Genomic DNA, 25,900 nt, shown 5'->3' with positions numbered 1-25,900 from the left:
AGGTTGCGAGGCCCCCTCGTCGTCAATCCGCCCTTCACCATGTCGCCTCCCGCCTTGCCGCCCCTCGCTCAGATAGGGCGGCGTTGCTGTTTTCCTATAGGGCGTCCAGCCCGTAGGCCGAGTGAAGCGCCCGCACGGCCAGTTCGGAATAGGCGTCCTCGATCAGGACGCTGATCTTGATCTCGGACGTCGAGATGGCCTGGAACTTGACGCCCTTGTCGGCCAGGGCCCGGAACATGGTCTGGGCCACCCCCGCATGGCTGCGCATGCCCACGCCGATGACCGAGATCTTGGCCACATCGGCGTCGATGCGCAGCTCCTCAAAGCCGAGCTCGGCCTTGGCCGCGGTCATCATCTCGGCGGCGCGCTGGGCGTCGCGACGACCGGTCGTGAAGGTCAGGTTCACCGCGCCTTCGGTGCGGGCCTGGCTCTGAACGATCATGTCGACATTGACGTTGGCCTCGGCCAGACGCGTGAAGACGTCGGCGGGGGCGTCGGTGCGGTCCGCCAGACCCAGCAGCGTGATCCGGGCTTCGTCCCGGCTCATGGTCACGCCGGAAACGATGCGCTTTTCCACGATCTCATCCTCGTCACAAATCAGGGTGCCGGCGTTTTCCGGCAGATTTCCATTCTCATCCGGCTCGATGAAGCTGGACAGGACCCGAACCGGGACCTGCTTGGCCATGGCCAGCTCGACCGAGCGGGTCTGCAGCACCTTGGCCCCCAGAGAGGCCATTTCCAGCATCTCCTCGTAGGAGACCTTTTCCAGGCGCCGCGCGCGGCTCTCGATGCGGGGGTCGGTCGTATAGACGCCGTCCACGTCGGTGTAGATGTCGCAAGGGGCGCCGAGCGCCGCCGCCACCGCCACCGCCGAGGTGTCGGAGCCGCCGCGGCCCAGGGTGGTGATGCGTCCGTCCCGGGTCACGCCCTGGAAGCCCGGCACGATGGCGATCTGGCCGCTGTCGACGGCAGCGCCCAGAACATCGCCGGGCACGTCCTCGATCCGGGCGCGGCCGTGGGCGTCGTCGGTGATGATGGGGATCTGCCAGCCCATCCAGCTGCGCGCGTTCAGGCCCATGTTGCGCAGGGTCAGGGCCAGAAGGCCCGACGTCACCTGCTCGCCCGAGGCGACCACCACGTCGTATTCGTCGTCCGACAGGGGCAGGCCCGCAGCAGCGGGACCCGCGCCGTCGGTCCAGGCCACCAGCTCATTGGTCTTGCCGGCCATGGCGGAGACCACCACGGCGATCTGTTTGCCCTTGGCGGCCTCGGCGGCGATAATTCGCGCCGCACGACGAATACGCTCGAGGTCCCCCATGGAGGTCCCCCCGAACTTCATCACCAGTCGTGTCGTTTCGGGCCGCGTCATCGTGGCGTTTCGTCCCCTGCTTGCATGGGCGGCCAAGGCGGTTCATGCCTGCGGCCATGTCCGCTTCTAACGACAGCCTTGAGCCGCGCAAACCCCAAAGCGAAGAGGGTTTTTCACCCTTTGCAACCGATCGTGCCGAGGGGCCCAGCATTGATCCCGCCGACGTGGCGCGCTTTTCGGCCCAGGCGGCCGAATGGTGGGACCCGAAAGGCCCCTTCGCGCCCCTGCACCGCTTCAATCCGGCGCGGCTGAAATTCGTCCGCGACCGCGCCGCCGAACATTTCGGCCGCGACGTTCGGACGCGCGCGCCCTTCAAGGGTCTCAGCCTGATCGACATCGGCTGCGGCGGCGGCCTGATCGCCGAGCCGATGCGGCGCATGGGTTTTGAGGTCACGGCCCTGGACGCCTCGTCCGAGAACATCGGCACGGCCCGCGCCCACGCCGAACAGGTCGGTCTCGACATCGCCTATCGGGCCGCCACCGTCGAGCAGATGGTGGAAGCGAATGCGGGCCCCTTCGACGTGGTCCTGACCATGGAGGTGATCGAGCACGTCGCCGATCCCGAGGCCTTCGTTCGCGCCTGCTCGAAACTGATCAAGCCGGGCGGTCTGATGATCGTCGCCACCCTGAACCGCACGCTGAAGGGCCTGCTGCTGGGCAAGTTCGCCGCCGAATACGTGCTGCGCTGGGTCCCCGCCGGCACCCATGACTGGCGCCAGTTCCTCAAGCCCGAGGAGCTGCGCGCCATGCTGGACGGCGAGCCCCTGACCGTCACCGGTCCCTATGGCCTGGCCTACGACCCGCTCAACGACCGCTGGAGCGAGGGCGACGACGTGGGCATCAACTACATGATGATGGCGACACGGGACGCATGACGGCGCTGCGGCGGATCGTCGTCACCGGCGGGCCGGGCTCGGGCAAGACCAGCCTGATCGCGGCGCTGGCGGCGGCGGGCCATGCGACCTCGCCCGAGGCCGGACGTGCGATCATCCGCCGCCAGCAAATGATCGAGGGCGAGGCCCTGCCTTGGCGCGACCGCGCCCTGTTCGCCGAACTGATGCTGGACCACGATCTGGAAGCCCACGCTCGCGCCGGGACAGCGACCGGTCCGGTCTTCTTCGATCGCGGCCTGCCCGACCTGGTCGGCTACCTGACCCTGTGCGGCCTGCCGGTTCCGGCCCATGTCGAACGGGCGGCCCGCGAAATCCGCTACGATCGGCAGGTCTTCATCGCCCCGGTCTGGCCCGAGATCTTCGCTCAGGACGCCGAACGCAGACAGGATCTGGACGAGGCCCGTCGCACCTTCGACGCCATGGCTGCGGTCTATCCGCGCCTCGGCTACGATCTGATCGAACTGCCGAAGGCGCCCGTGGCCGAGCGCCTCGCCTTCGTGCTGGAGACAATCAGAGCGGCCTGATCATGTAGCGGGCGTCGGCGCCGTAGCTGGCCAGTTTTTCGGCCATGCCGGGCGGGTTCTGGACCACGAAGCCGTTGCGCTCCCAGAAGGCGGTCGCCTCATTGACGGCCACCAGGGCGATCTCGGGCCAGCCCGCCGCCTTCGCCTGTTCGGCCAGGCGTTCGACGATGGCGCGGGTATGGCCGCCGCCGCGCGTGTCAGGATGGACGGCCAGATCGTGCAGATAGACGACCTCGGCGTCCTCGGGCACGGCTCCGATCAGGCTGTCCAGCGGCGGGGCCGCGTCGCGCTTCCACGGATAGGCCATCAGATAGCCCATGACGGTTCCGGCGGCGTCGGCCAGGACGAAACAGCCCTCGGGCGCCAGGGCCTGACGCTCGGCGAAGCACTCGCGCGCCTCGAAATGGTCGGGGAAGGACAGTCGAGCCACCGCCACGACTCCATCGACGTCGTCGGGCGTCATCGGCCGCCAGGTCAGCTGGGGCACCGCGCGTTCAGTTGCGCCTTGTTGAAGGTCCATTCCGCACTCCGGGTCTCGTCGTCATCCGCCCCTTCGATGCGGGCGGTCAGCACATCCCCCGCGCGTGAATAGAGGATGCGGTGCGGAAAGTCGTTGGCGGGATTGGCGAAGACCACCCGCTGCGGTCCGCTTTCGATCAGGCGGAACGGGGTCGGGGCGGCCCCGCCCGGCTGGGCGAAATAGGCCAGGACGCCGTCCGGCATGGCCCCGATGCGGGCGAACTCGAACCCCCTGCGGCCATTGCGCACAGTCACAGTATGGCCGACCAGCAGACCCTGACGCGGGTCGCTCCAGGTCTCGGACGCCTCGCGCCCGCCGGAACAGTCCAGCCAGTAGCCGGCCAGCCACGAAAGGTCGGGCGCCGACGCCGCCTGCAGCAAGGCGGCGGCCGAGAGCGCGGTCAACATGGCCATAGATGTCTCCTTCCCAGGTTCAGGAGAAACTCTAGCGCCAACCCGGCCCTTAGGCTTGCGGGATTGCGAGACTCCCGGCCGTAGCTCAGTTCGCCTTCTTGGGATCCGGCGGCAGGCTGGGCAGCGGCGCGCAGGGGACGCCGTCGTCCTTCAGCTTCCTGACCTCGGCGGGGGTGGCCTCGCCGTAGATTTCGCGCTTTTCGCTCCGCCCTTCATGGATGTCGCGGGCCTCGCGGGCGAAGGCGTCGCCGACGTAGTCAAAGTTCTGCTCGACATGCTCGCGCACCTCGCGCGCGGCCTGCATCATCATCGCCTGCATCTGCTTCATGGCGTCCGGCGCGGGCGCGGTCTTTTTCGTGCCCGATACGGACGGGGCCATGATCTGCTTGCGCACGGCCGTCGAACCGCAGAAGGGGCATTCCACCAGACCGCGCGCGGCCTGATCGTCATAGTCGGACGACGAGGCGAACCAGGCCTCGAAGCCGTGGTCGTGGTCGCAGGACAGGGCGTAGCGGATCATTGCGGCGGATCGAATTCGCGGTCGTGGCGCAGGGCCGGGATGGACGCCCGCGCTCGCTCCACGGCGCTCAGGTCCAGCGAGGCGTGCAGGACGCCGGGTTCGTCGTGATCGGCGCGGGCGATGACCTCGCCCCAGGGGCCGATGATCAGGGAGCGGCCCCATGTCTGGCGACCATCCTCGTGCGTCCCGCCCTGGGCCGGGGCCAGGACGAAGGCGCCCGTCTCGATGGCGCGGGCGCGCAACAGGGTCTCCCAGTGGGCCTCGCCGGTCGGGCGGGTGAAGGCGGCGGGCACGGCGATCATGGCCGCCCCGGCCTGGGCCAGCTGGCGATGCAGGTGCGGGAAGCGGACGTCGTAGCAGATGGTCAGGCCCAGACCGCCCCAGGGGGTGTCGGCCAGACGCGCCGCCTCGCCAGGTCGCACCGAGGCGCTCTCGCGATAGGTCTCGCCATTGGCCAGATCGACGTCGAAGACATGCAGCTTGTCATACCGGGCGGTGATCGCCCCTGTCGGGTCGATCAGCAGGGAGCGGTTGGCCGCACGGGCGTCGCCGGGCGCATCCGAGCGCACGATGGCCGAACCGATCAGCAGCCAGACGCCCAGTTCCGCCGCCAGAGCCCGCAGGCCGAGGACGGCGGCGTCCGCGTGCTCGGTCGACAGGGCGGCGTCGCGCAGACCCCGCCGCTGCTCAAGGAAGTTGGTTCCCTCGGGCGTCAGGATCATTTGCGCCCCGCCCGCCGCCGCCTGGCGGATCAGCGGCTCGACATGGGCCAGCCCCGCAGCCGCCGTCGCCGGCGTCCGCGTCTGGATCAGCGCGACCTCGAGCCGCTCGACCATCAGGCCGCCAGCAGGGGGTCCAGACCGCCCTTGCGATCCAGAGCGTGGATGTCGTCCGAGCCGCCGACATGCTGACCATTGATGAAGATCTGCGGGAAGGTGGCCTTGCCGCCCGAACGCGCGACCATCTCGGCCTTCTTTTCCGGGTCGTTCGAAGCGACGATCTCGGTGAACTCGGCGCCCTTGCGGGTCAGCAGGCCCATGGCGGCGACGCAATAGGGGCAACCGGGCTTGGTGTAGATGACGACTTCGGCCAACTCAGGAACTCCTTGAACTGCAGGCTAGGCCCCTACTTAGGCGGTTCGCGCGCGGTTCGCACCCTCGCGATCACCGCCAGGTCCACGGCGCGAGCGCCGGCCTCCATCAGAACCCGCGCGCAGGCCTCGGCCGTGGCTCCGGTTGTCAGGACGTCATCGATCAGCAGGATACGCCGTCCCTTGATCCGGCGACGCCCGCCCTCGGTGACGGCGAAGGCCTTCTTCACGTTCAGCCTCCGCCCGCGCGCCGACTTGCCGCCCTGGCTGGCGGTCGGGGCGCTGCGGATCAGGGCGTCGGGCAGGTAGTCGAGGCCGGCATGACGAGCCAGGGGACGCGCCACCTCGGCGGCCTGATTGAAGCGCCGCGCCAGCAAGCGGGACCGGTGCAGGGGTACGGGAACCACCGCGTCGGCCTCGGCCACCACGTCGGCGGCCGAGCGGGCGATCCAGCGGGCGAACAGGGGGGCGAACTGCTGCTGATCGCCGTGCTTGAACTTGAGGATCAGGCCGCGCGACGCCTCGTCATAGACGCAGGCCGCGCGAGCGCGGGCGAAGGCGTAGGGCTGGACCTGACAGGCCAGACAGCGATCGGAGGCGAAGTCACCCCCGTCGTATTCAAAGGCCGCGCCGCAGCCGTCGCAGACCGGGGCTTCGAGGAACGCCACCCGGCTCCAGGCGTCGGGGGTCAAGCCCGCCGAGGCCGTGGCCTCGCGGCTGTCGTGGGCCATGGGCGGCAGCAGAATATCCAGCAGACCGCGCCCCGCATCGCGCGCGCCGGATGCTATAGGCGCCGTCACGCCTTTTAATCGACCTTTCCAGCCCCCATCCTGAACCGACATGAGCGCCCCCTCCTCCGGTCCCCCGATCATCTTCGACGCCGCCCGCCGCGCCGCGCGCCTGAGCCGCGCCGCCCGACGCTTCCCCGACGCCGACTTCCTGCACGTTCGCGCCGCCGAAAACGCGGTGAACAGTCTGGAGGTGATCCTGCGCGAGTTTCACGCCCCCGTCGACCTGTCGCCCCATCCGGGCGTCTTCGCCCGCGCCGTCGCCGACAGTTCGGCGCGCGACCGCGTGGCCGCAGTGCGCGCCGTGGGGTCGGTGTCCGAGCGCGCGGCGCCGGGAGCCGGGCCTCTGGGGCTGGAAGATCAGTCCGCCGACCTGATCGTCAACCTGCTGGGTCTGCACTGGGCCAATGACCTGCCGGGCGCGCTCAGCCAGATCCGGCGCGCGCTGCGGCCCGACGGCCTTTTCGTGGCCAGCCTGTTCGGCGCGGCGACGCTGAAGGAGCTGCGCGGGGTGCTGACCGAGGCCGAACTGGAGGTCAAGGGCGGGGCCCAGGCCCGCGTCTCGCCCTTCGCCGACGGTTTCGACGGTGCAGGCCTGCTGCAACGGGCCGGGTTCGCCCTGCCGGTCAGCGACGTGGACCGGGTGACGGTGCGCTATGGCGACCCCTTCGCCCTGATGCGCGACCTGAGGGCCATGGGCGAGACCAATGTGCTGGCCGGGCCGATCAGGCCGCTGAGCCGGGCCGTTCTGGCGCGCGCGGCGCAACTTTACGCCGAGCGCCACGCCGAGGCGGACGGACGCATTCCGGCGACCTTCGAAATGGTGCATCTGGCCGGCTGGGCGCCGCACGAGAGCCAGCAGAAGCCGGCCCGGCGCGGCTCGGCCAGAACGCGGCTGGCGGATGCGCTCGGCGTCAGGGAACAGACCGGGGAATAGTCAGAGCAGGTCGCGCAGCCAGGCGACCAGGGGCTCGTCGGCGGGCGGCATGGGATAGTCGCCCAGCTTGTTCGGCTTCACCCAGGCCAGACCGGCGTGCTCCTTGGCTGTGACCACGCCCGACCAGCGGCGGCACAGGTAGAGCGGCATCAGCAGGTGGAAGCTCTCATAGGCGTGGCTGGCGAAGACGAAGGGGGCCAGGCAGGCCTCGTTCACGTCGATGCCCAGCTCTTCCCTCAACTCGCGGATCAGGGCCTGTTCGGGCCGTTCGCCCGGCTCGACCTTGCCGCCCGGAAATTCCCACATCCCCGCCAACTGCTTGCCCTCGGGCCGCTTGGCGATCAGGACGCGGCCGTCGGGATCGACCAGGGCCACGGCGACGACCAGGACGGTCGGAACGCTGACCTCGGTCATGCCGCCTCCGGCCGGACGTAGAGCAGGTTCTCACCCTGGATCAGCACCTGAAAGTCGTGCTGGCCCATGACCTTCTGGAAGGTGCGGCTGGTGTGCTGGTCCGGCAGCATCCAGTCGTGCGGCTCGACGATGACGCAGAAGCTTTCGCCCACCCATGTCGTCGCACTGGCGAACAGGTCTTCCTCGAAGCCCTCGATGTCGATCTTGGCCAGGAAGAGCGCGCCGTTCTCGACGCCTGCGACCAGTTCGGGAATGGTGACGATCGACAGGCCCGTCTCGGCGCGCTCGGTGCGAACGCCCCAGGCGGCGTCGCCAGGGATAAGGGAGACAAAGCCCGCCTCGGCCCCGATGGCGGCCTCGACCACCGAGATGGCGGCGAAGGCCTCGGTGTTGAGACGCAGCATGGCGGCGTTGGCGGCGTCCGGCTCGACCGCGATCACACGAGCCTCGGGAAAGGCCTGATGGAACCAGCGCGCGGCGGCGCCGACATTGGCCCCGGCGTCGATGATGACCGGAACCTGACCGGCGGCCAGCATCTGGCGATAGCGTCGTTCCAGTCGCGCCTCGACGGCCGGGACCTTCAGCCGGTACTCCTGCTCGCCGAACACCTGACGCAGGGTGGCGATGTCGCTGTCGCGGCCGCGGACATGGAACCGGCCGAAGCGCGGCAGGTCGATGACGGCGGGCGCGGAGGCATAGCGGGCGGTCACGGCCTGGAAGGCGGAACGCAGGCCGAAACGTCCGGCGTCCTTGAAGAAGGTGCTGAGGCGGGACATCAGGAGCGATAATCCCCGTTGATCTCGATGTAGCGCTTGGTCAGATCGCAGGTCCAGACCGTGGCCGAGGCCCGGCCCGAACCGACATGGACGGTGATGTCGATCTCGGCGTTCTTCATATAGGCGCTCATTTTCGCCTCGTCGTAGGTCGGCGACGGAGCCCCGTCGACAGCGGCGACGTGCGGGCCGAAGTGGATGGCCAGACGGTCGCGATCCACGGCTTCTTCCGTCTTGCCCACGGCCATGACGATGCGGCCCCAGTTGGCGTCCTCGCCGGCGATGGCGGTCTTCACCAGGGGACTGTCGGCGATCGACTTGGCCAGCTTCCGCGCCGAGGCGGGGCTGGCGGCGCCGTCCACGGTGACGCGAACGAACTTGGTCGCGCCCTCGCCGTCCCGGACCAGCTGGTGGGCCAGGTCGAGCATGACCTTGTCCAGGGCCGCCGAAAAATCCTTGAGCCGGCGGTCACCGACGCGGCCGATGCGCGGCGCGCCCGAGGCCCCGGTGGCGAACAGCAGGGCGGTGTCGTTGGTCGAGGTGTCGCCGTCCACCGTCACGGAGTTGAAGGTGGTGCGGACATGCAGGTTCAACAGGGCCTTCAGCACCGGCGGGGCGATGTTCGCGTCGGTGACGATGAAGGCCAGCATGGTGGCCATGTCCGGCGCGATCATGCCCGAGCCCTTGGCGATGCCGGCGATCTTGACCTTGACGCCCTCGATCTCGCACTCGGCGTAGGAGCCCTTGGGGAAGGTGTCCGTGGTCATGATGCCCAAGCCCGCCCGAGCCCAGGCGTCGGCCTTCAGACCGGCTTCGACCTCAGGCAGGCGGACAGTGATCTTCTTGTCGTCCAGCACCACGCCGATGACGCCGGTCGAGGCCAGCATGACGTCGCGCTGGCGACAGTCGAAGCGTTTGGCGACCTCGGAGGCCGTACGGCGCGCGGCGTCGGCGCCGGCCTTGCCGGTGAAGGCGTTGGCGCAGCCGGCGTTGACGACCAGGGCCTTGACCCCCTCGCCGCCCTTGTCGGCGTCCAGGTGACGCTTGCACCAGTCGACCGGCGCCGAGCCCACCTTGTGCCGGGTGAAAACCCCGGCGCAGGACGCACCCTGCGGGAAGCGGAAGACCACCAGATCGTCGCGCTCATGCTTGTAGAAGCCCGCACGCGCCGTCGCGATCTCGACCCCGCCGATCGGCGGAATGGTCGGGAAGGGCACGGCCAGGGGCGAGATCATCAGACCGGGCTTGCCGGGCGCCGCCTTGGCGCCCGAGGGCTGGGTGGCCCGTTTCAGGGCCGTAGCCAGCGGATCCAGCGCCTTTTCAATGGCGGATTCGATCATCTGGCCGGTCGAGCCGGACTTGGAGGCGGGCGGGCGGTTCATGAGGCGACGGTTCCGGCGGGAGGGACGGCGGGAGAGACAGGCGCAGGCTTGGCGGGGGCTTGCGCCGCCGGTTTGGCGGGATTGAGGAAAACTTCGACCTGGGCCTTGCCACGAAGTTGCTCCAGCAGCTGACGCACGCCTTCGTAGGTCAGATAGCGGACGATAAGAGGGCGCGCCTGATCCAGGGTCGGCGGGGTCTCCAGACGGCGGTCCTCGATGCGCAGGACGGCCCAGCCGCCCTCCCCCTGGACCGGGCCGACCACGGCGCCGGGGGCCTGGCCGCGCAGGGCGGCGGCGTAGGCGTCGGGCAGGACGTCCAGCGTCGAATAGCCCAGGTCGCCGCCGGAATAGCGGGTGGCGTCGTCGACCGAGCGCTGGGCGGCGACGGCCTCGAAGGCGGCGCCCTGCCCCAGGACGCCGACCACGGCGTCGGCCTGTTCCCTGGTGTGGGACAGGATCAGACGGACGCGGACCTCCTCGGTGGTCTGCGCCCGGCGCTGCTGTTCCTGATAGAGGCGCTCCACCGCCTGATCGGACACCGCGCCGCTGACCACGGATTCCACCAGCATGTCGCCGAGGATGCGTTCATGCACCGCTTCCAGTCGACGCTGGGCGGCGGCGCTCTTGTCCAGACCGCGACGGCGCGCCTCGGCGGCCAGCAGCTTCTGGTCGACCACCTCGTCCAGCACGCGACGGAACAGCTCGGACTTGACGTCCAGAGGCTCGCCTTCGCCGATCAGCCCTTGCGCCACCGCCTCACGACGAACGTCCGAGGCCCAGACAGAACGGTCCAGCACCCGGGCCACGACCAGATCATTCTTTTCCGGCGGAGCTTCGGCATCGCCGCGTCCGCAGGCGGCCGTCAGCGTCAGGACCAGCAGAGCCGACGCCAGAACCGGCCGCAGGGTTCGAAATGAGGGGCGCGAAAGACGCATCAGGCGCTCCGGCCAAAAGGCGCGAAAGAAGCGAAAAACAGGAACCGGAAGGCCGGTCGCGACAAGCCGTTGAAAGCCCCTCGCGTTGACAGGGGTTAGGGCGGTGCTTAAGTCCCGGCTGCGCCCAAGTCGAGGGGTTTTCGATCGTCTGCGCGGCCCCTGCGCACGCCTCGTATTTCGGGGATCGCTGGGACCGACGTCGATCCGGGCCTTCAGATCACGGCGTTTCCTGTTTCAGAGCCTTCAGCCGCTCGACCGCCTTTACCGGATCGCCCATGCTCGGCTTCGCCAAGAAAATCCTCGGCTCCTCCAACGACCGCAAGGTCAAGGCCTTCCAGGCCCAGGCGCAAAAGATCAACGCCCTGGAAGCCAGGTTCGAGGCCTTCTCGGACGACGAACTGCGCATGATGACGCAGACCTTCCGGGATCGCATCGAGGCCGGCGAAAGCCTGGACAAGATTCAGAACGAGGCCTTCGCCGTAGCGCGTGAGGCCTCCAAGCGCGTTCTCGGCCAACGTCAGTACGACGTGCAGCTGGCCGGCGGCATGATCCTTCACGAGGGCGGCATCGCCGAAATGCGGACGGGCGAGGGCAAGACCCTGGTCGCCGTGGCCCCCGTCTATCTGAACGCCCTGTCGGGCAAGGGCGTCCACGTCGTCACCGTCAACGACTACCTGGCCCGCCGCGACGCCGAGACCATGGGTCGCGTCTATCGCTTCCTGGGCCTGGAAGTCGGCGTCATCGTCAACGGCCTGTCTCAGGGCCAGCGTCAGGTGGCCTACAACGCAGACATCACCTACGGCACCAACAACGAATTCGGCTTCGACTACCTGCGCGACAACCTGGTCTATGATCGGCGCGAGATGGTGCAGCGCAGCCACCACTTCGCCATCGTCGATGAAGTCGACTCCATCCTGATCGACGAGGCGCGCACGCCCCTGATCATCTCGGGTCCGACCGAGGACCGTTCGGATCTCTACAAGATCGTCGACGCCGTGGTGAAAGAGCTGATCGTCGACAAGGCCACCTACGACCTGGATGAAAAGCAGCGCCAGGCCCTGCTGACCGAGCTGGGCTCGGAACGCATCGAGGAGATGCTGGAGGCCGGCGGCCACTTCGCCGAGGACACCACCGACCTCTATGACCCGGCCAACGTCAGCCTGGTCCACCACGTCAACCAGGCCCTGCGCGCCAACACCCTGTACACGCGCGACAAGGACTACATCATCAAGGCTGGCGAGATCGTCCTGATCGACGAATACACCGGCCGCATGATGACCGGCCGTCGCCTGTCCGAAGGTCTTCACCAGGCCATCGAGGCCAAGGAAGACGTCAAGATCATGCCCGAGAACCAGACCCTGGCCTCGGTGACCATCCAGAACTATTTCCGCCTCTACGAGAAGCTGTCCGGCATGACCGGCACGGCCGCCACCGAGGCCCAGGAATTCCTCGACATCTACAAGATGGACGTCCTGGAGGTGCCGACCAACCGTCCGATCCAGCGCAAGGATTACGACGACGAGGTCTATCGCACCTTCAAGGAGAAGAACGCGGCCATCGCCGCCCAGATCGCCGAGTGCCACGTCAAGGGTCAGCCCATCCTGGTCGGCACCGTCTCGATCGAGAAGTCCGAGGAGCTGTCGGACGTCCTGAAGACCTATGAGTACAAGGTTGAGACCGGCCGCACGCTGAAAGCCGAATACGCCGGACGCGAGAAGGAAGCCCAGAAGGCCGGCGACGACGCCTACGACGTGACCTACGTCTCGGGCCGCGGCATTCCTCACAACGTCCTGAACGCACGCCAGCACGAGCAGGAGGCCTATATCGTCGCCGACGCCGGCCTGCCGGGCGCGGTGACCATCGCCACCAACATGGCCGGCCGCGGCACCGACATCCAGCTGGGCGGCAACCTGGAGATGCGTCTTCAGCGCTGGACCCAGGAACAGCGCAACATGGCCGTCGAGGTCACGCCGGAAGCCCTGGAAGCCAAGGAAGCCGAGTTCAAGGCCGAAATCGCCGTCCACCGCGAGACGGCCCTGCTCGCCGGCGGCCTGTTCGTCCTGGGCACCGAGCGCCATGAAAGCCGCCGCATCGACAACCAGCTGCGTGGCCGCACCGGTCGTCAGGGCGACCCCGGCACCTCGAAATTCTACCTGTCGTGCGAAGACGACCTGCTGCGCATCTTCGCCGGCGACCGTCTGGACGCCATCATGCGTCAGTTCGGCGTGGCCGAGGGCGAGGCCATCAGCCACCCCTGGCTGAACCGCGCCGTCGAGACCGCCCAGAAGCGCGTCGAAGCCCGCAACTACGACATGCGCAAGAACGTGCTGAAGTACGACGACGTCGTGAACGACCAGCGCAAGGCGGTGTTCGAACAGCGTCAGGAGTTCATGGACTCCGAGGACCTGTCGGAACTGGTCACCGATTTCCGCCTCGACGTCGTCTCCGACCTGGTCGAGCGCTACATGCCGCCCAAGGCCTACGCCGAGCAGTGGGACATCGACGGCCTGGACGAGAAGGTCCGCTCGACCCTGGGCCTGGAGCTGCCGCTCAAGGACTGGGCCGCCGAGGAAGGCGTCTCGAACGAGGAGATCGAGGAGCGCATCAACGCCGCCGCCGACGCCCGCGCCGCCGAGCGTCTGGAAATGATCGGCGCCGACCAGACCCGCGGTCTGGAAAAGCAGTTCATGCTGCAGATGATCGACATGCAGTGGCGCGAGCACCTGGTCCACCTGGACCACCTGCGCGGCGTGATCGGCCTGCGCGGCTACGGCCAGCGCGACCCGCTGAACGAGTACAAGACCGAAGCCTTCAACCTGTTCGAGACGCTGCTGCACGACCTGCGCCACAACGTCACCCGCTGGCTGATGACGGTCGAGTTCCGCTTCGAGGCCCCGCCGGCCATGGAGATGCCCGAGTTCCAGGAAATCCACCTGAACCCCGGTACCGGCGAGAACGAAATGGCCAACCCCATGGCCCAGAACCCGGAAGGTCAGCTGACCGGCGACGACCGTTCCAAGCTGCCGGTCGAGGCCCTGCCCGTCGGCTGGGAACGCACCAGCCGCAACGCCGACTGCCCCTGCGGTTCGGGCCGCAAGTTCAAGCACTGCCACGGTAGTTTGATCTGAGAATGATGAGGCGGGTTCGCGAAGGCGGCCCGCCTTTTTCTTTGCCCCCCGCGCCTGCCAAACCGCCGTCATCCTCGGGCTTGACCCGAGGATCGAGCAAAGCGGCGTGCTCGACCTGCTTACGTCGCGCAGGCGGACGACCCGATCTTCGGGTCAAGCCCGAGGATGACGAAGTGCAAAGCGAGCGCGTGACGCCGCTACACAGGCCCGCTAGCCTGTCGCCATGAGCTACAAGCCCCTCTTCTCGCGCGCCCTGGGTCTGGATCCCGAGCGGCTGCATTTCGCCGCCCACAGCCACCACCTGTGGCCCGACGCCAGCTTCGACGCCCAGGTCCAGGCCTGGGCCGAGGCCAACCGCTTCGCCGACCGCAAGTGGGATCTGGTCTTCGGCGAGGTCATCCCCGAGGCCCAGAAGCATGTGGCGCGGGAGCTGAACCTGCCCTCGCCCGACAGCCTGATCTTCACCTCCAACACCCACGACCTGCTGATCCGCCTGGTGTCCGGCGTCGAGAAGAAGCCGGTCCGCATCCTGTCCACTGACGGCGAATTCCACTCCTTCCGTCGTCAGTCCGAGCGCTGGGAGGAGGCCGGCGAGGCCGTGGTGACCCGCGTGCCGCTGCAGCCCTTCGCCAGCTTCGCCGAGCGTTTCGTCGCGGCGGCGCGCGCGGGCGGGCACGACCTGATCCTGGTCAGCCAGGTCTTCTTCCGCACCGGCCAGCTGTTCGACGCCATCCCCGAGCTGGCGAAACTGGCCGACCCTGCGGGGCCGTGGGTGGTCATCGACGGCTATCACGGCTTCATGGCCACCCCGACCGATCTGTCGGCGGTGGCGGACAAGGTCTTCTACCTGGCGGGCGGCTACAAATACGCCATGGCGGGCGAAGGCGCCTGCTTCCTGCATTCCCCGCCCGGCTTCTGCCCGCGCCCGGTCATCACCGGCTGGTTCGCCGAGTTCGGCCATCTGGAAGGCCCGCCCGGCGGGGTCCAGTACCGCACCGACGGCGGTCGCTTCTGGGGCGCCACCTTCGACGTCAGCGCCCTTTATCGCCTCAACGCCGTGCGCCGGATGCTGGACGAACAGGGCCTGACCACGACCGAGATCGCCGCCCATGCGCGCGGCCTTCAGGCCCGCTTCCAGGCGGCGGTCCGGAACGGCGAGGCGGGCGCCCTGTCGCAAGCCGAGATCCTCAACCCGGTCGAGGGCGAGGCGCCGCGCGCCCGCTTCCTGGCCCTGCGTTCCGACGAGGCGTCGCGCTGGAAAGCCGACCTGCAGCACATGAACGTGGTCACCGACGTGCGCGACGACGTGATCCGCTTCGGCTTCAGCCTGTATCAGTCCGAGGAGGACGTGGAGCGGCTGATCCACGCCTGCGCCCGCCTGACCTGAGGCGTCAGAAGAAGAGGCTGTCGTCCTGACGCTGGGCCTCCGGCGGGCGTCGCGGCGTTGACGGGCGCGGCGCCGGACGCGGAGCCGGAGCGGCCCGAGGCGCGGCGCCGGGCGCAGGAGCGGGGGCGGCGGCCTTTTCGGTCGTCGCCTCAGGCTTGTCGTCGTCAAAGACCGATCGCCAGACTGATGTCGCTGCGGAAGGCCTGGGTTCCTCCCGCACCGGCGCCGCAGGCGGCGCGGCGACGGCCGGATAGGGGACCGGCGAACCTGTCGTTGTCGTGGGCCGGTCGGACGGGACGGGAGCGACGGCGACTTCGGCGACGACGGGCGTCTCCGCCCCTCTCTGATCCGCCGCCGTCCACAGGATTGCCACGCCCAGGGCCAGCAGCATCAGACCAATCCCGGCCCCGATGGCGGAGCCCAGCAGGATGCGGTTCAGATCATTGGCGTCGGACGAACTCATGACCCGACAGGGGTAACATCCAACCCCGGCGCCAGGCCAGCCCGCGCCCGCCCCTGGTCACACACCCAGGTCCAGCAGGGCGTCGCGCACAAGCTCGGGATGAGTCATGGGAAAGAGATGCCCACCGCCCCTGATCGCTTCAACCTGCGGCGCCGCCGGGCCATGCCCGGACACGGCGCACAGGCTGCCGCTCTCCGCCCTGAAGATGCGCGTCGCCCCCGGATAGCGTCGCAGCGCGCGCCAGGGATCATGCGCCTGGGCGGCGTAGTTGGAAGCCTCCCAGGCCGGGCTGCAGGTCAGCTGGAGCCCCTGATCCGTCTCGATCAGACCATCGACCAGATAATCGGCCAGCATCATGTCCGACCAGCCCTTGAAGGCGCCGCGACCGCGGTAGGCGGCCAGGGCCTGCTCGCGACTGTCGAACAGGGCGCGCCGCTTCAAGGTGCCCTGAACGATCGGAAAGCGCTGGGCCAGGCGTCCGATCAGGGGCAGGTTCATGGCCAGCACCATCTCCCGGCGCCAGATCACCGGGTCCAGCAGCAGCAGCCGCGACACCCGCTCGGCCCGTTCGGCCGCCGCCAGCAATCCGCTGGTTCCGCCGATGGAGTGGCCCGCCAGGGCCACCGGCGGGCCATCGACAGCGTCCAGCAAGGCGATCAGGTCGTCGCGGTGATCCTTCCAGCTGCGCCGCCCCTGCGGTTGCGCCGGCAGACGGGTGCGCCCATGCCCCCTCAGATCGGGCGCCCAGATGCGCAAGGCGCCCGACAGAGGCTGCAACAGGGAACGATAGGTGTAGGCGTTGAATCCATTGGCGTGGACAAAGATCAGATCCACCGGCCGCGCCGGGTCGCCGAAATCGAGAACCGACATGTCGCCGCCGCCCCAGCGGTTGTCGATGGCGACGCTCAGGCGTCGCGGCGCCGAAAGAGCCAGGGCGTCCATGCCGATCAGGCCGCCACCCGGCAGGCGGGACAGCGGCCATGCCCTTCGATGGTCGTGCGCTCGATAGCGTAACCCGCCGAAGATGCGGCCGCCGCGAAAGCCTCGCCTCCCGCCACCGCGACCTCTTCCGTCGCGCCGCAGCAATCGCAGATGAGGAAGGCGGCGGCGTGACCCCGGCCGTCATCGACATCGGCGGTGCAGGCCACATAGGCGCTGATGGAGGCGATACGGTGCACGACCCCGCGCCGCTCCAGAAACTCGAGCGCGCGATAGACAGTGGGCGGCTTGGCGGCCTGACCGTCGGCGCCGTAGCGCGCGATCAGATCATAGGCCTTGACCGGTTCGCCCGCCGCCAGCAGCAGTTCCAGCACGCGACGGCGCGGCGCGGTCATGCGTTCGCCTTCGGCGGCGCAAAGCGTCTCGACAGCGACGAGCGCCCGCTCGACCTCGGCGGGACCGGGTCGACTGTCGGAATGATCGTGATCGCAAGCGGCGCCCATTTCTCACAGCTAAGGGGTCGCGCGCTCCACCGCAACCGGCTGCGACACCGCGCCCGTTCCGAAGGCCGACGTTCGTCGAACCAACGCGTTTGCGGCGCGCCCGGCCATGGGCTAGAAGGCCCGTCCATCCTGTTCAGAGCCGATCCGACCATCATGACCGACACCACGACCCAAGCGTCCGGCCCCCTCTCCGGCAACGTCCTGTTCTACGCACAGCCGGAACCGATCTCGTTCGAGGCTCACGGCAAGCTGGGCGTGACCCCTGCCGACAAGCCCTACGCCTTCATCGCACAGGCCAACATCGTGCCGCTGACCGTGACCGAGTTCGCGCCGGCCGCCCTGTCCTATCCGATCATCTTTGTCGGCGACACCAAGCAGCCGGTCGTGGCCATGGGCCTGCGTCCGGGCGAGAACCTGTTCATCGAAGCGAACGGCGACGTTCGTCCCGAGGCCTATCTGCCCGCCTATGTGCGTCGCTATCCCTTCGTCTTCGCCAACGACGACGCCGAGAAGCGCCTGATCCTGTGCATCGACCGCGCCGCGTCCTTCCTGGTCGAGGGCGGCGAGACGCCCCTGTTCGACAACGGCCAGCCCAGCGCCTACGTCAACAATGCGATGGAGTTCTGCAACAACTTCGAGCAGGAGCGCCTGCGCACCGAAGCCTTCGTCCAACTGCTGACGGACCTGGACCTGTTCGAAGTCCGCGAAGCCAATTTCAACCCGCGTAACGCCGACGGCACGCTCGCGCCGGTCCAGAAACTGGCCGAGTACTACGCCGTCTCGGAAGACAAGCTGAAGGCCCTGCCGATCGAGAAGCTGGCCGAACTGCGCGACAACGGCGCCCTGGGCCAGATCTACGCCCACCTGGTGTCGCTGCTGGGCTGGGATCGCCTGATCGCCATGGCGTTCGCTCGCGCCGCCGCGACGCCGACCGCCGCCAACGCCTGATCTTAAGAAGCCTATCGCCCTGGCGCGCTACTTGAAGCCGCCAGAAGGTGGAAATGAAAACGCCCCGCCGGGAAACCGGCGGGGCGTTTTTTGTCTACCGGCGGGCGACCAGGGCGCGGGTCAGGCAGGAAAAGACCAGCCGGCCGGCCTCGTCCAGCAGATCCTGCTGGGCGATGACGATGCCCTTTTCATCCCCCACGGGGTCCTTGCCCATGATCGTCAGCCGGCCGCGCAGCAGTTCGCCGGGCGGCGGATTGCGCAGGAAACGCAGGCCGTCTATCGCCAGGGTCTTCGTCCCGGCCCAGGTCCCGGCCTTCTCGGCGGAAAGCCGGCTCCACAGGGCGTAGACCAGGGCGTCGGGCGCGCCGTAGGCGACGTCCCACCCCGGCGCGAACCGTTCGACGAAGACATCCATCGCGCCTGCGTCCACCGCGCAAGCCCCCAGGGGGATGACCTGGCCGATCTCGAGATCCTCGAAATGGACGTGCAGCGGTTCGGTCATCCGGCAGGCTCCTCAGGCGGCGGGCTCTTCCGACACCCGAACCAGCAGCTTGCCGTCATGGTCGCCGGTGAACAAGCGGTTCAGCGAGGTGACCGCGCCTTCCAGGCCATCGTCGACGTGAACCTTCCACTTGACCCGGCCATCGGCCAACCACGGCCCCATCTCCTCGACCATTTCCCGGGCGCGGTGGGCGTAGTCCAGCACCAGGAAGCCCTGGACGTTCAGGCGATGGGTGATGATCCGGCTGAAGTTCGGCGACGGCGGCATGCGGGTCGCATTGTAGCTTGAGATCAGGCCGCAGACGGCCATGCGAGCGTGGATGTTCAGCCGGTTCCACACGGCGATCATGATGTCGCCGCCGACGTTCTCGAAATTCAGATCGATCCCGTTCGGCGCCAGACGGTCCAGCGCCTCGCCCACGTCCTCGTTCTTGTAGTCGACGGCGGCGTCGAAGCCGAGCTCCTCGGTCAGCCAGCGGCACTTGTCAGGACCACCGGCGATGCCGATGACGCGCGCGCCGCGTTGCTTGGCGACCTGACCGGCGATGGAGCCGACCGCCCCCGCCGCCGCCGAGATCACCAGGGTCTCGCCCGCCTTGGCCTTCAGCACGTCGGTGACACCGAAATAGGCGGTCAGGCCGGTCATCCCCAGCACCGACAGATTGGCCGTCAGCGGCATGCCCGGCGCGCGGTGCACCGGACGCAGCCCCTGTTCGTGCACCACCGCATAGTCGGCCCAGCCGCCGGACAGGGGGGTGACGATGTCGCCAGTCTTGAATCGTTCGGACTTCGACGTCTCGACCACGCCCAGCGTCAGGCCGCGCATGACCTCGCCCAGACCGACCGGCGGCAGATAGCCCTGGCTGTCGTTCATCCAGGTGCGGTTGGTGGGGTCCAGCGACAGATAGATGGTGCGAACCAGGACCTCGGCGTCCTTCAGGTCCGGCACCGGGGTCTCGATCAGTTCCAGGTCGCCGTCCTGGATCAGGCCCTGAGGCCTCTGGCGAAGAACCCACTGACGATTGCGAAGGCTCATGGCGCATCTCCAATGCGTTTTCTTTGAGAACTTATTAGGCGTGGATGCCGGGGCTGTGTCGAGAGGCTTCCAAAGAAAAAGCGGACCGTTTCGGGTCCGCTTCAGGTGGCATCATCGAGAATGAGGTGCGGAGGCGGACCGGCGAACCGGTCAAGTCGGGGGCGTCTTTGCCTCCGCTTGCGTCTAACGGCCCGGATTGAGGACGGTTCCATAGGCGTCGGCGGATCGACGGGCCGGAACGTCGCCGCCCGCCTTGCGTTGCTGGAGCATGAAGGAGACCGCGATGACTCATCAGGATCCCCATTCCCATTCGGCCGACGCCGTGGCCGGCCACACCCCGATCGAGGCCCAGTATGTCCGTCAGGGCCGGGGCGGCGTCCGCATCCTGTGGCTGCTGATCGTCTCGGGCGGGGCGGCGGCCGTCCTTTTGCTGGGCATGTGGCTGCTCAGCAATGGAGGCTTCCAGAGCGTCAATCCCGACGCGGGCGCACGCCCCGCCGACACCGCCGCCTATGATGCGGCGGCGCCCTCGCAACCGAGCTGAATTGAAAAGACCCCGACGGCGAACCGTCGGGGTCGAAGCGGAAGCGAGACCGCGCTCAGGCCGCCTGTTTCTGGCGCGAGGGATGGAAGAAGAGCGCCTGGCTGATCGCCGCCTTCACCGTCTCCGGCTGGAAGGGCTTGGTGATCAGGAAGGTCGGCTCCGGCCGCTCGCCGGTCAGCAGACGCTCGGGGAAGGCGGTGATGAAGATGACCGGCACGTCGAAACGCTTGAGGATGTCCTTGACCGCATCAATGCCCGACGACCCGTCGGCCAGCTGGATATCGGCCAGCACCAGACCCGGCGTGTGACGCGCCACGGCGTCCACGGCCTCATCGTGGGTCGTGGCCGTGCCCGTCACGCGATGGCCCAGCTCCTTCACCAGGCTCTCGATATCGGCCGAGATGATGGCCTCGTCTTCGATGATGAGAACATCGGTGGCCAGTTCGGCGTCTATGTCGGACTGGGCTTCGGCGATCAGACGTTCGACCGAGCGCGGATCGACCCCCAGAATTTGCGCCGCCTCGGACGGCGTGAACCCTTCCAGCGCCGTCAGGAGGAAGGCCTGGCGCGATCGCGGCGAAATCCGCATCAAACGGCGCGCGGCGTCATCCCCGCCGTCAACCCCGCCATCCTCGAGCTGGGCGCCCGTGGAGGACCAGATGGTGTGGAAGACGTGATAGAGGGCCACCCGCGGGGTCATGTCCGCCGGCAGCTGGCGCTCGCCTGCCGCCAGGGCTTCCAAGGCGACGCGCACATAGTTGTCGCCCGTGGTCTGATCGCCGGTCAACGCCCGCGCATAACGACGGACATAGGGCAGATGCGGCGCCAGCCTGGCCAAGAGACTCATGCAATTTTCCCCGACAATCATGCGCCTCCGAAGGGAGACGCGCAGCCTCTGTCAACGTCCTGAGCAGACGAGAGTTCCACACCCCCTTCACAAGCTTGAGCATAAATTTGCATCCGTCTAGGAACTCTAAGGGCAAGGGAGCGTTTTCCGCTTCCATGAACCCTACTTCCTGGCTTTGGGCGGCGGCCGTACTCCATGATTGAATCCAAAGACCCCACCCCGCGTCCTGACGCGCCAGCGTCGAAGGAACACGGGCTGGAAGAGGTGCGTCTGCGCCAGCAGGCCATCGGCGTGAAACTGCGCCACATGTTCGACCAGGTGGTCAACGAGCCTGTGCCCGACGAATTCCTGGACATCCTGCGGCGGGCCGACGAGCGGTCGTCGACCAAGGAGGGCCAGTGAGCAGCATCGGCGCACCGCCCAAACCGCCCTCCGCCGACGACGCCGGTTTCAAGAAGGAACTGGTGACGCTCATCCCTCACCTGCGCGCCTTCGCCCGCACCCTGACCGGCGACCCCACCGCCGCCGACGACCTGGCCCAGGAAGCCATGATGAAGGCCTGGGACGCCCGGGCCAGCTATCAGATGGGCACCAACATGAAGGCCTGGACCTTCATGATCCTGCGCAACCAGTTCTATTCGGAGAAGCGCCGGTCCTGGCGCCAGACCCAGCTGGATCAGGAAGCCGCAGAACGGACCCTGGTGGCGGTCGATGATCCCGAGGCGCCCGTCGCCCTGGACGAACTGCGCCAGGCGTTGAAGACCCTGCCCGAGGAACAGCGCGAGGCCCTCATCCTGGTCGGCGCAGGCGGCTTCGCCTACGAGGAAGCCGCCGAAATCTGCCAGTGTGCGGTCGGCACGGTGAAGAGCCGTGTTTCACGCGCCCGCAAGGCCCTGCAGGCGACGCTGGAACGCGGCGGATACGGTCGCGACGGCGCCGCCGCCGGCGACGCCATGCGCTCCATCCTGGCCGACGCCGACAGGCTGAGCGGCGCCAGGCAGGACTGACGCGTGGGGCGGTTCGGCCGCGCATGGGGCCGCAAGCTGGGGCGGTCGAACGTTCAGGGCATTCGCTTTCGCATGGGGCTGGCCATGGCCATCGCCCTCCTGCCCATTCTCGCCCTCAGCGCGGCCCAGACCCAGGCCGGATTCCGCCGCCAGGCCGAAGATCGTCGAATCGACCTGCAACTGGCGGCGGAACGCAGCGCCGCAGACGCCAAGGCCCGGATCGAAAGCACCGTGGTCTTGCTTCAGGCCCTCTCGCCCGAAGCCGGCGGCTTCTACTGCGAGCCGCGCCTGACCGCCCTGGTGTCGCGCCTGGACGCCATTTCAGCGCTGCAGCGCGTCAGCGCAACCGGAGAGACCGTCTGCGCCTCGCGTTCCGAAGACGGCGCGACCGCCGCCTACGCCGACGTGCGCGACCAGGACTGGTATCAACGTCTGCGCAACGGCGAGGACGTGGTCATGGCGCGCGCCACCGGCGAACCCGGGGCCCTGATCGTCGCGGTCCGTTCGGAACGCCCGCTCGGCGCCTTCCAGGGGGCGGTCGCGGCGGCCATCCCCCTGACCGCGCTTCAACCCGACATCCAGGATCCGGCCCTGCCGTCCGGGTCCCAGTCCGCGCTCGCCGACGCCGACGGCCGCATCCTGGTCTCCAGCGACGCCTCGGATTTCGCGGTTGACGGCCAGGACGCGGTCGCCGCCTGGGTCCGGACCGCCCAGCAAGGACGGGCCGCCCTTTTCGAGGGGCGAGACGCTCAGGGCCGCAGACATGTCTACGCCGCGACCCCGCTGGCGGGACGCGACCTCTTCGTCCTGCTGTCGGCGCCGACTTCCGGACTGCTGTCCTGGGCCCGACTGAACCCCATCGGAACCTTCCTGTTGCCGCTGGCGGCCTGGCTGACCGCCTTTCTGGCCGTCATGCTGCTGTCGGAACGGATCATCATCCGGTGGCTCGGCTATCTGGAACGGGTGGCTGCCATCTACGCCCGCGGCCGCTTCTCGGTTCGCCCTGTCCAGGCCGAGCACGCCCCCGCCGAGATCCGCACCCTGGCCCGCGCCCTGGGGACCCTGGGCGAGACCATCACGACCCGCGACAAGGCCCTGCTGGACTCGCTGGACGAGAAGGACGCGCTGATGCGCGAGATCCACCACCGGGTGAAGAACAACCTGCAGATCATCTCGTCCCTGCTGTCGATGCAGCAGAGGGCGGTGGCCGACCCGGCGGCGCGCGCCGCGCTCGGCGACACCCGCCAGCGGATCACGGCCCTCGCCCTCATCTACCGCACCCTCTACCAGAGCGAGGACATCCGCGAGGCCGACTCGCGCACCTTCCTGACCGAGCTGGTGGGGCAGTTGATCGCCGGCGAAGCCATGCGCGGCCCCCTGGTCACCAGTTCGGTCGACGCCGACTACCTGATCATCGACCCGGACCGGCTGGCGCCCGTCGCTCTGTGGCTGGTCGAGGCCGTCTCCAACGCCCAGAAGCACGCCTTCGCCGGGCGCGGCGGCGACCTGCAGGTCCGGTTCCGCGTCCTGGGCGACACCAGCGTTCTGGAGGTGCAGGACGACGGGCCCGGCATGGGCGACGCCGACGCGGCGGGGGTGGGACGCACCCTGATGAACGCCTTCGCCAAGCAGCTTCGCGGTCATGCGGAAATGATCGCAGCGCCCGGCGGAGGCTCCATCGCCCGCCTGACGTTCGCCACGCCGGAAGCGCCCTCGCCCACCGCAAGCGACAGCTTGACAGGAACCGCGCCGCGCGCGCCGCGTTGATTTGACGATGGGCCTTTCCGGCCCCCGCCATTCAGGAGACGATCATGCGCAAACTGTTCGTACTTGCCGCCGCCGCCGCCCTGCTGACCACCGCCGCCTGTAACACCATCGCCGGCGTGGGCAAGGACACCCAGGCAGCCGGTTCGGCCGTCGAAGGCGCCGCCCGCGACGCCAAGAACTAAAATCGTGCAGAACCCTCGCCGTCCATTGGGCCGCGAGGGTTTTTTATGTCCTGATTTCATCAGTTTCGTCTGGCGACATCTCCTGTGCAGGTTTAGCGTCCGCCCCGCCCGCCACTGAGCGGACGGATCAGGAACAGACCCATGCGTGTCGGCGTACCCCGCGAAATCAAGACCAACGAACATCGCGTAGGCCTGACCCCGACCGCCGCGCGCGAATACGTCGCCCACGGTCATGAGGTCCGCATCGAGACCGGCGCCGGGCTGGGCGCGGGCTTTACCGACTCCGACTACGTCAAGGCGGGCGCCGCCATCGTCGCCGACGCCGAGACCGTCTTCGCCGACAGCGACATGATCGTGAAGGTCAAGGAGCCCCAGGCCGTCGAATGGGCGCGGCTGCGACCGGACCACATCCTGTTCACCTATCTGCACCTGGCCCCTGATCCCGAGCAGACCAAGGGCCTGCTGGCCTCCAAGTGCGCCGCCATCGCCTATGAGACGGTGACCGACCGGAACGGCGGCCTGCCCCTTCTGGCGCCCATGTCCGAGGTGGCCGGGCGCATCGCCGTCTTCTCCGCCGCCGAAACCCTGTTGAAGCACAACGGCGGCATGGGCCTGCTGTTCTGCGGCGTGCCGGGCGTGGCGCCCGCGCGCGTTCTGGTCCTGGGCGGCGGAGTCGTGGGACTGAACGCCGCGCGCATGGCCATGGGCCTGGGCGCCGAGGTGGTGGTGCTGGAGCGCTCCATCCCCCGCATGCGCGAGATCGACGAGCTGACCGGCGGCCGGGTCATCACCCGCTATTCCTCGATCGGGGCCATCGAGGAGGAACTGGTCAAGGCCGACGTGGTGATCGGGGCCGTCCTGGTTCCCGGCGCCGAGGCCCCGACCCTGGTCCGCCGCGACCAGCTGAAGTCGATGAAGCCGGGCAGCGTCCTGATCGACGTGGCCATCGACCAGGGCGGCTGTTTCGAGACCTCGAAGCCTACGACGCACGAAGACCCGACCTATGTCGTCGACGGCGTGGTCCACTACTGCGTCGCCAACATGCCGGGCGCCGCGCCGCGCACCAGCTCGGAAGCTCTGAACAACGCCACCCTGCCCTTCGGCCTGGCCCTGGCGGACAAGGGGCTGGAGGCGCTGAAGAAGGACCCCCATCTGGCGCGCGGCCTGAACGTGCTGAAGGGCGAAATCACCTATCCCGCCGTGGCCGAGGCGCTCGGCCTGCCGTGGAGCGACCCCTTCGGCGTCTGGGCGCGGGGCTAGACCGTCAGGGCGACCCCGACGTCCGGCATGGCCCGCATGGCCGCCTGAACCTCGCGATCCATTCCGGCCACGGCCCGCTCGGCCTCGTCGCCTTCCGGCGTGTCCTTGGCCCTCTGCGCCATGGCCTTGATCCGGGCGGCCAGGCGTTTGACCTCGTCCATGGTGTCGCGGTCGGCTTGACGCTCGCCGCTGCGGCGGGCCTGTTCGTTGATGCGGACCTGGGCCGCGTCGATGGCCTGCTGATAGGGGTTGGAGGCCTTGGCGGCCTCGGCCTCCTCGGCCGTCGCCTCGGCCGACGCCTCTGGGGGCGACGTCTCCGCCGCGACCTCGCCCGACTCCGCTTCCGGCGCGGCTTCCGCCCCACCCGCTTCAAGCGCGCCCGTCGCCGGCGCGCCGCTCGCCGCGCCCAGACCGGCGGTCGAGCCACCGGCGGCGGCGTAGGCCTTGACCGCCGCGCCCAGTTCCCGCGCCAGAGCCGCCGCCATGCGAGCCGCGCCCTTGGGGTCGCCGATCATGGCCATCTGCAACATCTGCAGCCGGGCCTTGATCTCCTCGATCTTCTTCTTGGCCGCCGCCTTCTTCTCTTCGGAGGCGTTGCTGGTGCGCTGTTTCAGGCTTTCAACCGCCGCGCGGGCGTCGTTCAGCCGGGCGTCGGCCAGGGCCTGCCGACGCTCCTCGCGCGCCGAGGTCGCCTCGGATCGCGCCTCGGGCTTGGCCGTCTGGAGCGCAGGAAACAGGGAGCCGATGTTCATGGCCAGGCAGGGTCGTCCGCCTCGCCTAACGGCGGGTAAACGCCGCCGAACCGCGTGACCCTCGCCCTTTGGCTCGAG

The 25,900-nt window shown here is 68.5% G+C and carries 31 protein-coding genes; 13 read left to right on the top strand and 18 right to left on the bottom strand.

Annotation, left to right across the window (positions count from 1 at the left end):
- Positions 1-94 precede the first annotated feature (94 nt).
- The gene (locus ACZ5XO_RS02015; protein WP_433949360.1) at positions 95-1,369 is read right to left on the bottom strand and encodes an aspartate kinase; all 1,275 of its coding nucleotides are present in this window, start codon (positions 1,367-1,369) and stop codon (positions 95-97) included.
- Here ACZ5XO_RS02015 and ACZ5XO_RS02010 point away from each other — a divergent pair.
- From ACZ5XO_RS02010 to ACZ5XO_RS02000, 3 genes are read left to right on the top strand one after another with little or no spacing between them, the layout of a single operon-like run.
- Positions 1,317-1,439, top strand: a complete 123-nt coding sequence (locus tag ACZ5XO_RS02010; protein WP_255413100.1) for a hypothetical protein — start codon at positions 1,317-1,319, stop codon at positions 1,437-1,439. The genes ACZ5XO_RS02015 and ACZ5XO_RS02010 overlap by 53 nt on opposite strands.
- On the top strand, positions 1,426-2,244 hold the full coding sequence (gene ubiG, locus ACZ5XO_RS02005) for a bifunctional 2-polyprenyl-6-hydroxyphenol methylase/3-demethylubiquinol 3-O-methyltransferase UbiG (protein ID WP_464163666.1): 819 nt from the start codon (positions 1,426-1,428) through the stop codon (positions 2,242-2,244). Before ACZ5XO_RS02010 ends, ubiG begins: the two co-directional genes overlap by 14 nt.
- Positions 2,241-2,786 (top strand): AAA family ATPase, encoded by a 546-nt coding sequence (locus ACZ5XO_RS02000; RefSeq protein ID WP_464163665.1) that lies wholly within the window; start codon positions 2,241-2,243, stop codon positions 2,784-2,786. The genes ubiG and ACZ5XO_RS02000 overlap by 4 nt, the downstream gene beginning before the upstream one ends.
- Here ACZ5XO_RS02000 and ACZ5XO_RS01995 read toward each other — a convergent pair.
- From ACZ5XO_RS01995 to ACZ5XO_RS01970, 6 genes are all read right to left on the bottom strand, one after another.
- On the bottom strand, positions 2,773-3,306 hold the full coding sequence (locus tag ACZ5XO_RS01995; protein WP_464163664.1) for a GNAT family N-acetyltransferase: 534 nt from the start codon (positions 3,304-3,306) through the stop codon (positions 2,773-2,775). The two genes, ACZ5XO_RS02000 and ACZ5XO_RS01995, sit on opposite strands and share 14 nt — an antisense overlap.
- Positions 3,261-3,719 carry a DUF6265 family protein gene (locus ACZ5XO_RS01990; protein ID WP_464163663.1) on the bottom strand — a complete coding sequence of 153 codons (459 nt, stop codon included), beginning with the start codon at positions 3,717-3,719 and terminating at the stop codon, positions 3,261-3,263. The genes ACZ5XO_RS01995 and ACZ5XO_RS01990 overlap by 46 nt, the downstream gene beginning before the upstream one ends.
- A gap of 85 nt (positions 3,720-3,804) precedes the next feature.
- Positions 3,805-4,239, bottom strand: a complete 435-nt coding sequence (locus ACZ5XO_RS01985) for a DUF1178 family protein (protein WP_464163662.1) — start codon at positions 4,237-4,239, stop codon at positions 3,805-3,807.
- On the bottom strand, positions 4,236-5,075 hold the full coding sequence (locus ACZ5XO_RS01980; RefSeq protein ID WP_464163661.1) for a carbon-nitrogen hydrolase family protein: 840 nt from the start codon (positions 5,073-5,075) through the stop codon (positions 4,236-4,238). Before ACZ5XO_RS01980 ends, ACZ5XO_RS01985 begins: the two co-directional genes overlap by 4 nt.
- A complete protein-coding gene (gene grxC / locus ACZ5XO_RS01975; RefSeq protein WP_207823671.1) occupies positions 5,075-5,332 on the bottom strand; it encodes a glutaredoxin 3 in 258 nt (85 codons plus the stop codon). Before grxC ends, ACZ5XO_RS01980 begins: the two co-directional genes overlap by 1 nt.
- A 32-nt stretch (positions 5,333-5,364) precedes the next feature.
- Positions 5,365-6,171, bottom strand: a complete 807-nt coding sequence (locus tag ACZ5XO_RS01970; protein ID WP_464163660.1) for a phosphoribosyltransferase family protein — start codon at positions 6,169-6,171, stop codon at positions 5,365-5,367.
- Here ACZ5XO_RS01970 and ACZ5XO_RS01965 point away from each other — a divergent pair.
- Positions 6,170-7,054: a methyltransferase domain-containing protein gene (locus tag ACZ5XO_RS01965; RefSeq protein ID WP_464163659.1), complete on the top strand. Its 885-nt coding sequence runs from the start codon at positions 6,170-6,172 to the stop codon at positions 7,052-7,054. The two genes, ACZ5XO_RS01970 and ACZ5XO_RS01965, sit on opposite strands and share 2 nt — an antisense overlap.
- On the opposite strand, the gene ACZ5XO_RS01960 is transcribed toward ACZ5XO_RS01965, so the two are convergent.
- Genes ACZ5XO_RS01960 through ACZ5XO_RS01945 form a run of 4 tightly spaced genes read right to left on the bottom strand, consistent with a single transcriptional unit; the run spans position 7,055 to position 10,558 of the window.
- Positions 7,055-7,468, bottom strand: coding sequence for a (deoxy)nucleoside triphosphate pyrophosphohydrolase (locus ACZ5XO_RS01960; protein WP_464163658.1), 414 nt, complete (start codon positions 7,466-7,468; stop codon positions 7,055-7,057).
- Complete coding sequence (locus tag ACZ5XO_RS01955) at positions 7,465-8,244, bottom strand: FkbM family methyltransferase (protein WP_464163657.1); 780 nt, start codon at positions 8,242-8,244, stop codon at positions 7,465-7,467. Before ACZ5XO_RS01955 ends, ACZ5XO_RS01960 begins: the two co-directional genes overlap by 4 nt.
- Positions 8,244-9,623: a bifunctional glutamate N-acetyltransferase/amino-acid acetyltransferase ArgJ gene (gene argJ, locus ACZ5XO_RS01950; RefSeq protein ID WP_464163656.1), complete on the bottom strand. Its 1,380-nt coding sequence runs from the start codon at positions 9,621-9,623 to the stop codon at positions 8,244-8,246. Before argJ ends, ACZ5XO_RS01955 begins: the two co-directional genes overlap by 1 nt.
- Positions 9,620-10,558 (bottom strand): peptidylprolyl isomerase, encoded by a 939-nt coding sequence (locus tag ACZ5XO_RS01945; protein ID WP_464163655.1) that lies wholly within the window; start codon positions 10,556-10,558, stop codon positions 9,620-9,622. Before ACZ5XO_RS01945 ends, argJ begins: the two co-directional genes overlap by 4 nt.
- A 275-nt stretch (positions 10,559-10,833) precedes the next feature.
- Here ACZ5XO_RS01945 and secA point away from each other — a divergent pair, with 275 nt between their 5' ends.
- Together secA and ACZ5XO_RS01935 are read left to right on the top strand one after the other, a co-directional pair.
- Positions 10,834-13,686 carry a preprotein translocase subunit SecA gene (gene secA, locus ACZ5XO_RS01940; RefSeq protein WP_464163654.1) on the top strand — a complete coding sequence of 951 codons (2,853 nt, stop codon included), beginning with the start codon at positions 10,834-10,836 and terminating at the stop codon, positions 13,684-13,686.
- 223 nt (positions 13,687-13,909) lie between these two features.
- Positions 13,910-15,073, top strand: coding sequence for an aminotransferase class V-fold PLP-dependent enzyme (locus tag ACZ5XO_RS01935; protein WP_464163653.1), 1,164 nt, complete (start codon positions 13,910-13,912; stop codon positions 15,071-15,073).
- A gap of 4 nt (positions 15,074-15,077) precedes the next feature.
- On the opposite strand, the gene ACZ5XO_RS01930 is transcribed toward ACZ5XO_RS01935, so the two are convergent.
- Genes ACZ5XO_RS01930 through ACZ5XO_RS01920 form a run of 3 tightly spaced genes read right to left on the bottom strand, consistent with a single transcriptional unit; the run spans position 15,078 to position 16,978 of the window.
- Positions 15,078-15,536 carry a hypothetical protein gene (locus tag ACZ5XO_RS01930; RefSeq protein ID WP_464163652.1) on the bottom strand — a complete coding sequence of 153 codons (459 nt, stop codon included), beginning with the start codon at positions 15,534-15,536 and terminating at the stop codon, positions 15,078-15,080.
- A 57-nt stretch (positions 15,537-15,593) separates the two neighbouring features.
- Positions 15,594-16,478: an alpha/beta fold hydrolase gene (locus ACZ5XO_RS01925; RefSeq protein WP_464163651.1), complete on the bottom strand. Its 885-nt coding sequence runs from the start codon at positions 16,476-16,478 to the stop codon at positions 15,594-15,596.
- Positions 16,479-16,483: 5 nt separating this feature from the next.
- Positions 16,484-16,978 (bottom strand): Fur family transcriptional regulator, encoded by a 495-nt coding sequence (locus tag ACZ5XO_RS01920; RefSeq protein WP_464163650.1) that lies wholly within the window; start codon positions 16,976-16,978, stop codon positions 16,484-16,486.
- A gap of 153 nt (positions 16,979-17,131) precedes the next feature.
- On the opposite strand from ACZ5XO_RS01920, the gene ACZ5XO_RS01915 reads away from it, so the two are divergent.
- A complete protein-coding gene (locus ACZ5XO_RS01915) occupies positions 17,132-17,926 on the top strand; it encodes a SapC family protein (protein WP_464163649.1) in 795 nt (264 codons plus the stop codon).
- Between the two features lie 94 nt (positions 17,927-18,020).
- Here ACZ5XO_RS01915 and ACZ5XO_RS01910 read toward each other — a convergent pair whose 3' ends face one another.
- Positions 18,021-18,428 carry a MaoC family dehydratase gene (locus tag ACZ5XO_RS01910; RefSeq protein ID WP_464163648.1) on the bottom strand — a complete coding sequence of 136 codons (408 nt, stop codon included), beginning with the start codon at positions 18,426-18,428 and terminating at the stop codon, positions 18,021-18,023.
- Between the two features lie 12 nt (positions 18,429-18,440).
- On the bottom strand, positions 18,441-19,463 hold the full coding sequence (locus tag ACZ5XO_RS01905; protein WP_464163647.1) for an NADP-dependent oxidoreductase: 1,023 nt from the start codon (positions 19,461-19,463) through the stop codon (positions 18,441-18,443).
- A gap of 283 nt (positions 19,464-19,746) precedes the next feature.
- Between ACZ5XO_RS01905 and ACZ5XO_RS01900 the strand changes: the two genes are divergently transcribed.
- Positions 19,747-20,007 carry a hypothetical protein gene (locus ACZ5XO_RS01900; protein WP_464163646.1) on the top strand — a complete coding sequence of 87 codons (261 nt, stop codon included), beginning with the start codon at positions 19,747-19,749 and terminating at the stop codon, positions 20,005-20,007.
- A 55-nt stretch (positions 20,008-20,062) separates the two neighbouring features.
- On the opposite strand, the gene phyR is transcribed toward ACZ5XO_RS01900, so the two are convergent.
- On the bottom strand, positions 20,063-20,854 hold the full coding sequence (phyR, locus tag ACZ5XO_RS01895) for an anti-anti sigma factor/receiver protein PhyR (protein WP_464163645.1): 792 nt from the start codon (positions 20,852-20,854) through the stop codon (positions 20,063-20,065).
- Between the two features lie 195 nt (positions 20,855-21,049).
- Between phyR and nepR the strand changes: the two genes are divergently transcribed.
- The 5 genes from nepR (at position 21,050) to ald (ending at position 25,070) form a co-directional block, all read left to right on the top strand.
- Positions 21,050-21,256 (top strand): anti-sigma T factor NepR, encoded by a 207-nt coding sequence (gene nepR / locus ACZ5XO_RS01890; RefSeq protein WP_464163644.1) that lies wholly within the window; start codon positions 21,050-21,052, stop codon positions 21,254-21,256.
- On the top strand, positions 21,253-21,861 hold the full coding sequence (locus tag ACZ5XO_RS01885) for a sigma-70 family RNA polymerase sigma factor (protein WP_464163643.1): 609 nt from the start codon (positions 21,253-21,255) through the stop codon (positions 21,859-21,861). Before nepR ends, ACZ5XO_RS01885 begins: the two co-directional genes overlap by 4 nt.
- Before the next feature lie 84 nt (positions 21,862-21,945).
- Positions 21,946-23,628 carry a sensor histidine kinase PhyK gene (gene phyK / locus ACZ5XO_RS01880; RefSeq protein WP_464163642.1) on the top strand — a complete coding sequence of 561 codons (1,683 nt, stop codon included), beginning with the start codon at positions 21,946-21,948 and terminating at the stop codon, positions 23,626-23,628.
- Positions 23,629-23,672: 44 nt separating this feature from the next.
- On the top strand, positions 23,673-23,810 hold the full coding sequence (locus ACZ5XO_RS01875) for an entericidin A/B family lipoprotein (RefSeq protein WP_105564547.1): 138 nt from the start codon (positions 23,673-23,675) through the stop codon (positions 23,808-23,810).
- Positions 23,811-23,951: 141 nt separating this feature from the next.
- Positions 23,952-25,070 (top strand): alanine dehydrogenase, encoded by a 1,119-nt coding sequence (ald, locus tag ACZ5XO_RS01870; RefSeq protein WP_464163640.1) that lies wholly within the window; start codon positions 23,952-23,954, stop codon positions 25,068-25,070.
- Here the strand turns inward: ald and ACZ5XO_RS01865 are convergent.
- Positions 25,067-25,822, bottom strand: a complete 756-nt coding sequence (locus tag ACZ5XO_RS01865) for a hypothetical protein (RefSeq protein ID WP_464163639.1) — start codon at positions 25,820-25,822, stop codon at positions 25,067-25,069. The two genes, ald and ACZ5XO_RS01865, sit on opposite strands and share 4 nt — an antisense overlap.
- Positions 25,823-25,900: the final 78 nt, after the last annotated feature.

Source organism: Brevundimonas sp. T2-11, assembly GCF_055397675.1.
This window is presented reverse-complemented; position numbering and strand designations above follow the sequence as displayed.

Bases quoted from the DNA above. Each gene is read 5' to 3' on its own strand.
- ACZ5XO_RS02010 (WP_255413100.1), top strand. From the start codon at position 1,317: ATGGAGGTCCCCCCGAACTTCATCACCAGTCGTGTCGTTTCGGGCCGC.
- ACZ5XO_RS02015 (WP_433949360.1), bottom strand. From the start codon at position 1,369: ATGACGCGGCCCGAAACGACACGACTGGTGATGAAGTTCGGGGGGACC.
- ubiG (WP_464163666.1), top strand. From the start codon at position 1,426: ATGTCCGCTTCTAACGACAGCCTTGAGCCGCGCAAACCCCAAAGCGAA.
- ACZ5XO_RS02000 (WP_464163665.1), top strand. From the start codon at position 2,241: ATGACGGCGCTGCGGCGGATCGTCGTCACCGGCGGGCCGGGCTCGGGC.
- ACZ5XO_RS01995 (WP_464163664.1), bottom strand. From the start codon at position 3,306: ATGGACCTTCAACAAGGCGCAACTGAACGCGCGGTGCCCCAGCTGACC.
- ACZ5XO_RS01990 (WP_464163663.1), bottom strand. From the start codon at position 3,719: ATGGCCATGTTGACCGCGCTCTCGGCCGCCGCCTTGCTGCAGGCGGCG.
- ACZ5XO_RS01985 (WP_464163662.1), bottom strand. From the start codon at position 4,239: ATGATCCGCTACGCCCTGTCCTGCGACCACGACCACGGCTTCGAGGCC.
- ACZ5XO_RS01980 (WP_464163661.1), bottom strand. From the start codon at position 5,075: ATGGTCGAGCGGCTCGAGGTCGCGCTGATCCAGACGCGGACGCCGGCG.
- ACZ5XO_RS01965 (WP_464163659.1), top strand. From the start codon at position 6,170: ATGAGCGCCCCCTCCTCCGGTCCCCCGATCATCTTCGACGCCGCCCGC.
- ACZ5XO_RS01970 (WP_464163660.1), bottom strand. From the start codon at position 6,171: ATGTCGGTTCAGGATGGGGGCTGGAAAGGTCGATTAAAAGGCGTGACG.
- ACZ5XO_RS01960 (WP_464163658.1), bottom strand. From the start codon at position 7,468: ATGACCGAGGTCAGCGTTCCGACCGTCCTGGTCGTCGCCGTGGCCCTG.
- ACZ5XO_RS01955 (WP_464163657.1), bottom strand. From the start codon at position 8,244: ATGTCCCGCCTCAGCACCTTCTTCAAGGACGCCGGACGTTTCGGCCTG.
- argJ (WP_464163656.1), bottom strand. From the start codon at position 9,623: ATGAACCGCCCGCCCGCCTCCAAGTCCGGCTCGACCGGCCAGATGATC.
- ACZ5XO_RS01945 (WP_464163655.1), bottom strand. From the start codon at position 10,558: ATGCGTCTTTCGCGCCCCTCATTTCGAACCCTGCGGCCGGTTCTGGCG.
- secA (WP_464163654.1), top strand. From the start codon at position 10,834: ATGCTCGGCTTCGCCAAGAAAATCCTCGGCTCCTCCAACGACCGCAAG.
- ACZ5XO_RS01935 (WP_464163653.1), top strand. From the start codon at position 13,910: ATGAGCTACAAGCCCCTCTTCTCGCGCGCCCTGGGTCTGGATCCCGAG.
- ACZ5XO_RS01930 (WP_464163652.1), bottom strand. From the start codon at position 15,536: ATGAGTTCGTCCGACGCCAATGATCTGAACCGCATCCTGCTGGGCTCC.
- ACZ5XO_RS01925 (WP_464163651.1), bottom strand. From the start codon at position 16,478: ATGGACGCCCTGGCTCTTTCGGCGCCGCGACGCCTGAGCGTCGCCATC.
- ACZ5XO_RS01920 (WP_464163650.1), bottom strand. From the start codon at position 16,978: ATGGGCGCCGCTTGCGATCACGATCATTCCGACAGTCGACCCGGTCCC.
- ACZ5XO_RS01915 (WP_464163649.1), top strand. From the start codon at position 17,132: ATGACCGACACCACGACCCAAGCGTCCGGCCCCCTCTCCGGCAACGTC.
- ACZ5XO_RS01910 (WP_464163648.1), bottom strand. From the start codon at position 18,428: ATGACCGAACCGCTGCACGTCCATTTCGAGGATCTCGAGATCGGCCAG.
- ACZ5XO_RS01905 (WP_464163647.1), bottom strand. From the start codon at position 19,463: ATGAGCCTTCGCAATCGTCAGTGGGTTCTTCGCCAGAGGCCTCAGGGC.
- ACZ5XO_RS01900 (WP_464163646.1), top strand. From the start codon at position 19,747: ATGACTCATCAGGATCCCCATTCCCATTCGGCCGACGCCGTGGCCGGC.
- phyR (WP_464163645.1), bottom strand. From the start codon at position 20,854: ATGAGTCTCTTGGCCAGGCTGGCGCCGCATCTGCCCTATGTCCGTCGT.
- nepR (WP_464163644.1), top strand. From the start codon at position 21,050: ATGATTGAATCCAAAGACCCCACCCCGCGTCCTGACGCGCCAGCGTCG.
- phyK (WP_464163642.1), top strand. From the start codon at position 21,946: ATGGCCATCGCCCTCCTGCCCATTCTCGCCCTCAGCGCGGCCCAGACC.
- ACZ5XO_RS01875 (WP_105564547.1), top strand. From the start codon at position 23,673: ATGCGCAAACTGTTCGTACTTGCCGCCGCCGCCGCCCTGCTGACCACC.
- ald (WP_464163640.1), top strand. From the start codon at position 23,952: ATGCGTGTCGGCGTACCCCGCGAAATCAAGACCAACGAACATCGCGTA.
- ACZ5XO_RS01865 (WP_464163639.1), bottom strand. From the start codon at position 25,822: ATGAACATCGGCTCCCTGTTTCCTGCGCTCCAGACGGCCAAGCCCGAG.